The organism is Frankia sp. AgKG'84/4, from assembly GCF_023242965.2.
Lineage (GTDB): Bacteria > Actinomycetota > Actinomycetes > Frankiales > Frankiaceae > Frankia.
Map to the genome: position 1 here is coordinate 1 of NZ_JALKFU020000156.1, position 9,982 is coordinate 9,982.

The window sequence follows — 9,982 nt, forward strand, 5'->3', positions numbered from 1 at the left end:
CCGCGAACGCCGCCGCCACCGCCCGCCCGGCGGCGGACCGCCGAGCCAGGCCGACGGGATCCCCGGTGCCGGCTCGGGGTCCATGGACGCGCCAGAGCCCACGGACCCCGAGCCGTACTCGTCCGACGGCTTCACCCGGACGGCCGGCAGCGAGACGGTACCGGTACCGGTGCCGGCGTCGGCGCCCGCGCCGGCCTTGTCGGGTCCATCACCGTCGGGTCCATCACCGCCCGCTGTCACGATGACACACCCCGAACCGGCACGGGTCGGAACGGGCCGGTCAGGCCCAGCGGGCAAGAACTGCCCACCGGCGCGGCGTCGCGGCAGCGCACGCTCACACCTCCACAGACCTGGCTCTCTGCCTCGACGAACGCGGCCGGCCACCGGGTGGTTCCCAGGCCGCGGGGAACCGGCGCGCAAGGGTGAGCGGGCACGGAGCGCAATTATTCACTGACTGAACCGGGTCGTCTGGAGGCGCGCTTCTCGACGCCGCGTGGCGTTGTGCCGCGGCCACTCGCCACACGTGTCGTCGCCGGCTCGGCGACCACCGGGCTGGCTGCCGAGGCGCCCCGGGGCGCCGTTAGAATCGTCGGCGGTGCGTTCTCACGCGACGTACCGGACCGTCCTTGCGGTCCCGGGGAGCCGGACGCAACCAGTCCGCCACCTCTTCTCAGGCGGCGAGCCGCGCCGCCCGCACCCGCCAGCCAGGAACGGGGGACGGGATACCAGTGGTCACCACCACCCTCACGACCAGGATTCCACGGTCGTGGGTGATCCCGACCCAGGAGGCGGAGAGCGGCCGCACGGCCAACGACGCCACCCTGCGCGTGCTGACCATCCTGATGTTCTGCGAGATCTTCCTGCAGCGGATCGCGCTGCCGGCCGGTGGCTCGCAGGTCCAGATCATCCTGCCGATCACCTACGTCTGCGTAGGGATCATGGTGTGGCGCGGTGGCCTGGCGCGGAACTCCGGGCGGACGACCGGCTACTTCGTGGCGATGACGGCCTGCGCCCTGTCCGCGCTCACGGCGTTCCTGCGGCAGAACGACGACACGTCGTTCACCTCGCTGCTGCTGCTGCTGGCGACGTACGTGCCGTTCCTCTACGGCCTGCGGCCCGCGGACGCCCGCGCGCTGCTCCCCCGGGTGCTCGACCGCTTCCTCCTCATGATCACAGTGCTGGCCGGGCTCGCGCTGTTCCAGTTCGGCAGCCAGCTCGTGGGCGTGCCTTACACGGACGTCGTGAAGAACATCGTCCCGTCGAACCTGCTGATGCACGGCTTCAACACCTCCTATCCGGTCCAGTACGGGTCGCCGCTCTACAAGTCGAACGGCTTCGTCTGCCTGGAGGCCTCGTTCTGCTCGCAGTTCCTCGGCTTCGGGATCGTGGTCTGCGTGCTGCGCGGCGGGAGCTGGTGGCGGCTGCCGATGCTCGTGCTGGCGATCCTCTCCACCGTCTCCGGCACCGGCCTGCTGCTGCTGGCCTTCGCGGGGGTGCTGCTGGCGGTGCACAAGGGCGCCCGCTTCGCGGTGACCGCGCTGATCGGGGTCAGCCTCGTCGCGCTGATCATCAGCTTCACCCCGGCGTCGAGCATCTTCGCCGCCCGCGCCACGGAGACGTCCTCGTCGACGTCGAGCGGAAGCCTGCGCTTCGTCCAGCCCTACCAGCGGACCTGGGACTCCCTCGGCAAGGATCCGGCGACCGTCATCTTCGGCAACGGCCCCGGCTACGCCGACCGGGACGCGAGTGCCTTCTTCCAGCGCACCGGCCTGCCGCTGAACTACGCCCTGGTGCCAAAACTCATCCTCGAGTACGGCGTCCTTGGCACAATCCTGTTCCTCGCGTTCATCCTGACGATGTTCGTGCGCGGCTCGCAGTCGTTCGTGCTGTCCGGGTCGGTGTTGATCTTTTATATTGTGCTGTCCGGCGGCCTGTTGGCGCCGGTCGTCACGGGTCTCGGCCTGCTGCTCGTCGCCTGGTTCACGGTGACGCCCCAGGACGAACGCGAGGCCGCTGTCGGTCTCCGGTCGACGCCGTCGGCCGGTTCACCCTCCGTGCAGCGCGGCTCCTTCGCGGCCGTCTGATCCCTCGCGGCCTGCCCCTTCGCCGGGCTGGCCGGGGGGCGGGTGCCCGCTGCGCCGCCGCACGACCTGTCGAAAGGTGCGTACCGGTGAGCGAAGCTGAACAGCGCTGGGCCTCGGTGGACGACCTGCTGATCCGTTCCCTGGTCGACGAGGACGACGCGTTGCGCCAGGCCCGGGCGGACAGCAAGGCCGCCGGCCTGCCGTCCATCGAGGTGACGGCCAACCAGGGCGCCCTGCTCTCCCTGTTCGTCCGCATGGTCGGCGGCCGCCGGGTGCTGGAGCTCGGCACCCTCGGCGGCTACTCGACGATCTGGCTCGCCCGCGGCGTCGGCCCGACCGGCCGGGTCGTCACCCTGGAACTGGAGCCGAAGCACGCGCAGGTAGCCCAGGCGAACCTGAACCGGGCCGGCTTCGGCGACAACGTGGAGATCATCCTTGGACCCGCCGCCGACTCCCTCGACGGTCTGGTCGCCGCCGGGACCGAGCCGTTCGACCTGGTCTTCCTCGACGCGGACAAGCAGAACAACGCCCGCTACCTGCGCGCCGCGCTGGACCTGACCCACCCCGGCAGCGTGATCATCGTCGACAACGTGGTACGCGGCGGCGCACTCGCCACCGTCGAGGGCGACTCCGACGACCGCGTCCGCAGCACCCGTGACCTGCTCAGCCTCGTCCACGACGAGCCCCGCCTGACCGCGACGGCCATCCAGACCGTCGGCGCCAAGGGCTGGGACGGGTTCCTGCTCGCCCTCGTCAGCTAGGGACTGCGTCAGACGTTCAACTGCGGAGCCGGAGGTAGATGACGGCGATGGTGACTGTTACCTGGTAACGGACGCGTTCAGGCCCTGTAGCTGTAGCTGATTCTGGGAGGAGCGCCGAAGAACGAGATCACGTCGGTTATCCGTACGTCCGGAGTAAATCGAATGATCTCGACGCCGCCGAGGACCACCTGACCGGCCCGGTCCCGCAGCACCCACTCGTAACGGGCGACATCGTGGTGGGTGTCCAGACCGGAGGTGCGGGCCGGCAGGTGGCCAGGGTAGGTAGCGGTCACCTCACTGATCAGTTCGGCGAGTTCCTGAATTCCGCTGGCGCCCTTCAACGGGTTCACATAGTCGACGTCAGGCGAGCAGACCTCGGCGAGAACCGCGGCACGCTGATCAGTGCCAGAGACGGCCCACGCCTCGTACACCCGATTCGCCGCAGCGGCGACCGCCTGAATCAGTTCGGGAGTAACCCCGATTCCGACGATGCCGGTGTCGTTCCGTGTGACCGATCCACTGCTCATCTTCACACGCTCCCGAACATTGTGGCGGCCTGGGCACGCTGCAGCTTTCCGGACGGGGTCTTGGGGATACTGCCGGGCGGCAGCACATGCACCTGAACGGGTCGGACTCCCACCGAAGCCAGCACCGCCTCGGCGACCCCACCCCGAATCGTGTCCTCGTCGTGGCCAGGTCGGGCCTCGACGGCGACGACGACTGCCTCTGTACTCGTCCCCGGGGTCCGGATCGTGGCGTAGGCGACGACGTTGCCGGGGCGGACCCCCGGGACTCGGGTCGCGGCCTGCTCGATCTCCTCGGGGTGCACGTTGCGCCCGCCGATGATGATCAGGTCTTTCGCGCGCCCGCAGACGACGAGTTCACCGTCGGCGAGATAGCCCAGATCCCCGGTGGCCAGCCAGCCAGCCCCCAGCTGCCCGAACCCGCTGGCCTCGTGAGCGTCGTGGTCCCGCTGGCGCGGCCCCGCGCGGTTGGGTTCCAGGTACCCGGCGGTGACCGACGTCCCGGACACGTGAACCTCGCCCACAGTTCTGTCCGGGCATGACAGCCGGGTCTTCGGGTCGACGACGCGGACCTGCATGCCGGGCATCGGCGGGCCCAGCCGCGCGAGGCGACGCACCGAAGCCCGGCCCGGTTCGGCAACGGGAACAGGAACGGCAACCTGGCGCCGCGTGAGCGGGTCGGCGTCGATCTCGTCGACACGCAGGCCCGGCGCGGACGGCATCGTGACCGCGAGTGTCGCCTCCGCGAGCCCGTAGGCGGGGAGAAACGCCTCCCGGTCGAAACCGTGTCTGGCCGCCGCGTCGAGGAATCGTTCGATGGCTTCCGGCTCGATCCGTTCACCGCCGCACAGCGCGACCCGGACCGAGGACAGATCCAGCCGCGGACCGACCGCCAACAACCGCCCCGCCATCGCGTAGGCAGACGCCGGGCCTACCAGCACCGTCGCCCGGTACGTGGCCGCGTTCGCCATCCAGGACGACGGGGAGGCCAGATAGTCCGCGGGCGAACCAACAATCAGGTCACACCGCCCGCAGGTCAGATGCACCGCCAACGCGCCGATCAGGCCCATGTCATGGGACAGCGGCAGCCAGGTCAGCAGCCGGCCGTGGACCTCTTCATGCCGGGCCCGTTCCCGAATCCCCCAGATGTTCGCCGCCAGATTCCCATGGCTGACCTGAACAATCTTCGGGTCGGCGGTCGTACCACTGGTGAACTGCGCGACCGCGAGACTCGCGGCGGTGAGCGCGGGCCTTTCCCACACCCCCGACGGCCGCGCAGCCACCACGTCCGCCAGATCCTCGACCTTGGCCCCGCCACCGGCGAGTGCGTCCCGAAGCGTCTCATAGGGCGTGCCCAGGAGAACGAGGTCGGCATCGAGCGCGGCGACCCGCTCCCGGGTCTGCTCCGCATAGGTCGGCAGGTCGATGGTGCGCGCCGGCGTGGGAGCGCAGGTCACGCTGCCCCCAGCCATCCACACGGCCACCACCGCGGTCACCATCGCCCGCGACGGCAGCGCCAGCACCACCACCCGGCGCTGCGGCCCGATCCCGCGCGCCCCCTGCAACCACGCGGCAACGCGCTCCGCCTCCGCGAAGAACGTGGACCAGCCCAGAACATCCTCTGCACCCGCACCGAGGAAAACGATCCGACCGTTCTGGGACCGAGCCCGCTCTATCCCTTCCAGCAGCAACTCCACCACCGGGCACATACCTCTCTCGCGGCCAGGCGCAGATCTCCCATGATGCGCAGGGGACAGGAATCTGCCGCAGACCTGGCAAGCGGTCCTGACATCGCCACGGCCCCTGGCGCCGCGCTCCCATTTTTGGCGCGAAAAAACATCAAACAATGCGGTGTAAGAATTTCTGGATCACCGACGCCGCAGGATTCTTTGCTTTGATCGGCAGACCAAATAGGGTAAGCGCAGCCTATTTCCGACTGACTACCTGATTGATGGTAAGAGCGTTCTGCGTACTGCGCAACCGAACTGACCTGAACTCGGAGACGCTTCTGCATTAATGACCAGGCTGGCGACTACCGAAAGCGACGATCGTTTGGGCGCGATGGATGCGGTTTAGCCCCACTCACACACCTCTGACCAGGATGTATGAAGAGGGCAAATCTAGTCCGACATGAGCCGATCCGAACCGGATAGTTACTCTCGGCACACGTACTACAGATGGCTGGGCCATCGGCACGAAGGGTGATAAAAGTCACCGGGACGTCTGGTGGTGGCGTCCTGGTGCGGCGGTAGATGCACAGCACCGTCACCGGTGTGCTCACTGCCAGCTCGACCGCCCGCTGCCTCGCCCCACCACCTCGGTCAGCCGGCGTCTCGTCAGGCCTGGGCCCCGGCATCGCCGGACGCCGAACAGAGAACCGCCGAGCGCCCTGGGTGGACGCTCGGCGGCGAGGGGATAGGAAGCGGGCTAGCGGGCCGGACGGGCGTAGCGGTCGGTGGGTTCCGCGTCGGGGGCGCCGCGCTTGGGCGGGGCGCTGGACTCGCCGACCGGGGAGTTCGACGTGATCGGCTCGACCGAGGAGCGCCGCTCCGAGGTGGCGCCGGCGACCCGGCGGACGCCGGTGCGGCCGTCGTGGACGACACCGACGACCCGCTCGGCGAGCGCCGGCCAGTCCCGCGGCACCTGCTCCAGCTCCTTGAGGTGCGTCTCCGGGGAGGTGATGACGACGACGGCGTCGGCCTGGATGGCCGAGGCGGCGGTCATCGGCAGTTCCTCGAGCGCCGAGGTGACCAGGATGACCAGGTCGACGACGGGCGCGCGGTCGGCGAGGATCGGCGCGAGACCACCCGGACGGGCGGCCCGGGCCGGCGACACCCGGTTGTAGAGGATGTGCCCGCGCCCGGTGCCCGACGAGCGGGCCAGGCAGGTGGGCTCGTGCGCCCACCGCGGCAGCTCACCGGAGGTCGGCCGGGGCAGGCCCTCCAGCGACGCCCGCACGTCCGAGGACGGGGACGTGTCGAGGATCAGCACGACGCCCTGGTCGTCCGACCAGGCGGCGGCGACCGAGGCGACCAGGTCGGCCGCGAGGTCGCCCCGGGAGGCCGGGGTGAACGCCACGACCTTGCTCGTCGGGGACATGACCGCCGACATCGCCGAGACGAGGGTCTCGGCCGCGCTGGCGGTCGTCCGGGTCGGCTCCAGCGCGGCGATCAGCGGCACGCCGAGCGCGTCGGACGGGTTGTGCGGGTCGAGGATCGTCGGCCGCCGCTGGTACATGATCCAGATGGCGGCGATCGCCCCGAGCAGACCCACCAGCGCCGCGACGATCGTGTTGCGCAGCAGGTTCGGCCCGCCCTGCCCACCGGCCACCGGCGGCTCCGCCAGCTTGATCGCGGAGGTGCCGAGCACCGCCGCAGTCTGCGCCTCGGCAATCTTGGTGTTCAGGGTGCCGATCTGGGAGTTACGGACCGTGACGTCGTTCGTGCCTGTCGTCTGAGCCGCGGCATTCTCAGCCACGAGCTGGTCACGGAGCTTGATCAGCGCGTTCACTGACTCCTGGCTGTTGGCGCCATAGCTCGTCAGCAGCGTGCTGTAGGCCGACTCAGCCGCCTTGACCAGGGAGATGGCCGCGTCCTGGGTTGATCCCTTGCCCTTGATGACGAAGAAATAGCCCGAATCCGACGGCGTGGTGCTGAGCCGGTCGGTGACATCGCCATCCGTGAGCTTGAGGTTCTTGGCGATGTCGGCGACGGCGGCCGAGGACTCCGCGAACTGCGCCTGGGTCTGGACGTAGCGCGTCGCGTCGACCGAGTTCGCGCCCAGCGTCGCGTCGTCCGTCGACAGGAAGACGCGGGCGCTGGCGGTGTAGGTCGCCGACTGCGCCTTGGAGTAGATCGCCGCGAGCGCCGCGAAGATCACCACCACGATGGCGATGATGAGCAGGCGCGGCTGCAGGATGCGCAGCAGCGAGGGCGCGGACGGCGCCCGGCTCGTCTCACCGGTGGACTGTGCTGCGCGGCTCATGACGCCTCCGTCCCGGGCTCGGACCAAGCGGACCCGGCCCGCACGCTAAAAGGAGACCCGGCGGCGGTACGCACCAGCACCTCCAACAGGACGTGAAGCGGACTCAATGTAGCCCCCCACAGGAGCATCCGACGCGATTGCCGGATCCACGGTCTAGATCTAACGAACCGATTTGCGAGCATAGCCGATAGCGGAAAGTAAACGGTCACAGCTATGACTGGCGCAGTGATGGCGCTCAGGTGCCGCGCCTGCCATGCCGCGGGCCCGTCGCCCGGCCCCGCTGCTCGTAGCCGTCCCGGCGATCGGGCCGGGCACGGGCCGTACCAGACCCATCATCCATGCCGGCGGTCCCGCGCTCGGAATCGCCTACCCTCGGCCGCGACACGTTGGCATCACGCTCCATCCGTAGATGCTGCGTCCGAGGCGCGTCACGTCGCAACCCTTCCGGCACGTCAGTCTTCCTGACTTTTGTCGAGCTAATTGGATCCCATCGTTTTGTGCTGGACCTGTCACCACGCTGTGAACCGTCCGGATCGACGGGCCACCCACCGGTGGTCGCCGGATCCCCCGCCCAGGCCAGCTCGCGGGACGCCGGACCGCCTGCCCGCCGGGGACGCCTCCCCGCCGGCGTCGCGGCCGGTGCCGCGCCCGGCTGCGCGGATCGCAGCGCGGCCTGCTCCTCGTCGTGCTCCCGCGCCAGCTTGCGGAGCAGGATGAACCACACAGGTACCAGCGCCCAGAACGCGATGTTGAACCCGATGACCGCCCCGCGGGCCTCGCCGAGGACCGCGCCGATGACCGGGAAGGCCAGCAGCACCGGCGCGAAGGCCGCGTTGATGCGGAACGTGATCTTCGTCTTGCCCAGCGCGTAGATCATGCAGGCCGGTCCGACCGGCGCCCCGGCGGCGAGGTAGTGCAGGATCGACAGGCCGAGGATGGCCTTGACGCCGTCCCAGCTGTCGCCCAGCAGCGCGTGGCCGTACCGCTCGGGCAGCAGGTAGAAGATCAGGCTCCAGGCCGCGCCGACGCCGAGCACCACGCCGGACAGCGCCCAGGCCGCCCGTTCCCGCGCCCGCCGGTCCATCGAGGTGCGCTTGGAGAACTCCGGCAGGGCGAAGCTGACCACGCCGACACCGACCACCGTGGTCGGCCCGAGCAGCGTGCGCGCTCCCTGCAGCGCACCGATCGTCGACAGTGACCCGACCGCGCCGATCGCGAGCATCGACGTCTGCAGGGCCCCCTGCACCGTGAGGAACTCGGCGGCGAGGTAACCGGCATCCGTGCGGTTCTCCGCGAGCCACCGCCTGGTCGCCCCCGGCGCCGGCCAGAACCCCGCCTGCACGACGCCAACGAACGCGGCGGCCAGCGCCGACGCGCCCCAGGCCAGGACCAGCGGCGACGCCTCGGTCACCCCGCGGTGCACCAGCATCCAGATCCCGATGACCTGGACGCCTGCCCACACGAGGTCGTTGATGAGCGCCCCGAGCGGCCGGCCCATCGCGAAGAAGACGAACCGCCAGGCATCCTGCAGCAGCAGACCGGGCAGCACGGCCCCCATCGCCAGCAGCGCCGACCCGACCGACCCGCCGATGCCCAGCCCGGCGAGGACGAACACCGCCCCCACGGCGAGGCCGAGGACCAGCGACGAGCCGGTCGCGGCGGACGCGGCGGCCCGGAACTGCGACTTCGACGTGCCGGAGTAGAACATGCTCAGCGGCATGCAGGTCGCGCCCCGGGACAGGCCGATCACGAGGGCGAACAGCGTGTACGAGACCCCGAAGGCGCCGTACTCGACGTCGGTGACCTGACGCGCGATGAGGAACGAGATCGCCGCGTTGGTCGCACTGGACACGGCCTGGTCGGCCATCGTCCACAGGGCCTTCGACCGGGTGCCGCCGCCCTGCGCCGGTCCGTCGTCGGCGTCACCGTCGGCCTCGACGTCGTCGAGTTCGGGGGCCTCGCGATGCCGGGCGGCGGCGAGGTCGTCGTCCCCGACGCGGCCCCGCGGCCCGGTGGCTCCCCGGTGTCGGCCGCGCCCCGCGTCCTCCCGCTGCGCGCCGGGGACCAGGCCGCGCGGGACCACCTGGGTCGATTCCGGATCGACCCGCCCGGCGCGGCCACGCCGGGACACCGGTTCCCGGACCCGGTCGATGACCGCGGTGTGCTCCGCCCGCAGGCGGGCCTGCAGCGCGCTGAGATCAATGGTCGAGGTCAGGGCATGGGGCAGCGGCGCCTCCGACTGCCGACCACGCGGCACCCGCTGGTCTGGCTGAGGCTGCTGCTCGGGCGGCTGCTGCTGGGGCGGCTGCTGCTGGGGCGACTGGAGTTGAGGCGGCTGGAGTTGAGGCGGCTGGAGTTGAGGCAGCGTGGAGTGGGCCGGTTGGGCGGGAGCCGGTTGGGCGGGGGCTGCCGGCGGCAACAGCCCTGGAGCCCGACCGTCTGGCCGAGGATCGGGGGTGGCGGTCGACGCGGGGCCGACGGCCACACCGGGCGTTCCCACCGGCTGTCCGCGACCCGGGTCGCCGGCCCGCGGCGCGGTGTGGACCTGCCAGCCTGGGCTGGCGGTGGGTCCGGCCGGACGCGCCGTGGCAGGGTCGGGTTCCCAGGCCGGCGCCGACGCGGGCGGAGG

6 protein-coding genes and 1 pseudogene are annotated in these 9,982 nt (G+C 70.4%); 2 read left to right on the forward strand and 5 right to left on the reverse strand.

Annotation, left to right across the window (positions count from 1 at the left end):
- Window positions 1-240 (reverse strand): annotated as a pseudogene (locus MXD58_RS12150) (hypothetical protein); the annotation flags it as partial.
- A 530-nt stretch (window positions 241-770) separates the two neighbouring features.
- On the opposite strand from MXD58_RS12150, the gene MXD58_RS12155 reads away from it, so the two are divergent.
- Together MXD58_RS12155 and MXD58_RS12160 are read left to right on the forward strand one after the other, a co-directional pair.
- Window positions 771-2,084: an O-antigen ligase family protein gene (locus MXD58_RS12155; protein ID WP_248836518.1), complete on the forward strand. Its 1,314-nt coding sequence runs from the start codon at window positions 771-773 to the stop codon at window positions 2,082-2,084.
- Between the two features lie 86 nt (window positions 2,085-2,170).
- A complete protein-coding gene (locus MXD58_RS12160; protein WP_248836517.1) occupies window positions 2,171-2,845 on the forward strand; it encodes an O-methyltransferase in 675 nt (224 codons plus the stop codon).
- Window positions 2,846-2,922: 77 nt separating this feature from the next.
- Here the strand turns inward: MXD58_RS12160 and MXD58_RS12165 are convergent, their stop codons facing one another.
- The 4 genes from MXD58_RS12165 to MXD58_RS12180 all read right to left on the reverse strand — a co-directional run bounded on the left by MXD58_RS12165 (window position 2,923) and on the right by MXD58_RS12180 (window position 9,610).
- Window positions 2,923-3,372 carry a nuclear transport factor 2 family protein gene (locus tag MXD58_RS12165; RefSeq protein WP_248836516.1) on the reverse strand — a complete coding sequence of 150 codons (450 nt, stop codon included), beginning with the start codon at window positions 3,370-3,372 and terminating at the stop codon, window positions 2,923-2,925.
- A gap of 2 nt (window positions 3,373-3,374) precedes the next feature.
- Window positions 3,375-5,069 (reverse strand): long-chain-fatty-acid--CoA ligase, encoded by a 1,695-nt coding sequence (locus MXD58_RS12170; protein WP_308301952.1) that lies wholly within the window; start codon window positions 5,067-5,069, stop codon window positions 3,375-3,377.
- Window positions 5,070-5,796: 727 nt separating this feature from the next.
- The gene (locus tag MXD58_RS12175; RefSeq protein WP_248836515.1) at window positions 5,797-7,353 is read right to left on the reverse strand and encodes a Wzz/FepE/Etk N-terminal domain-containing protein; all 1,557 of its coding nucleotides are present in this window, start codon (window positions 7,351-7,353) and stop codon (window positions 5,797-5,799) included.
- A 235-nt stretch (window positions 7,354-7,588) separates the two neighbouring features.
- A complete protein-coding gene (locus tag MXD58_RS12180) occupies window positions 7,589-9,610 on the reverse strand; it encodes an MATE family efflux transporter (RefSeq protein WP_248836514.1) in 2,022 nt (673 codons plus the stop codon).
- Between the last annotated feature and the right edge of the window lie 372 nt (window positions 9,611-9,982).

What these genes read in the sequence shown, in the direction of transcription:
- MXD58_RS12165 (WP_248836516.1), bottom strand. Translation starts at nt 3,372, where the DNA reads ATGAGCAGTGGATCGGTCACACGGAACGACACCGGCATCGTCGGAATC.
- MXD58_RS12175 (WP_248836515.1), bottom strand. Translation starts at nt 7,353, where the DNA reads ATGAGCCGCGCAGCACAGTCCACCGGTGAGACGAGCCGGGCGCCGTCC.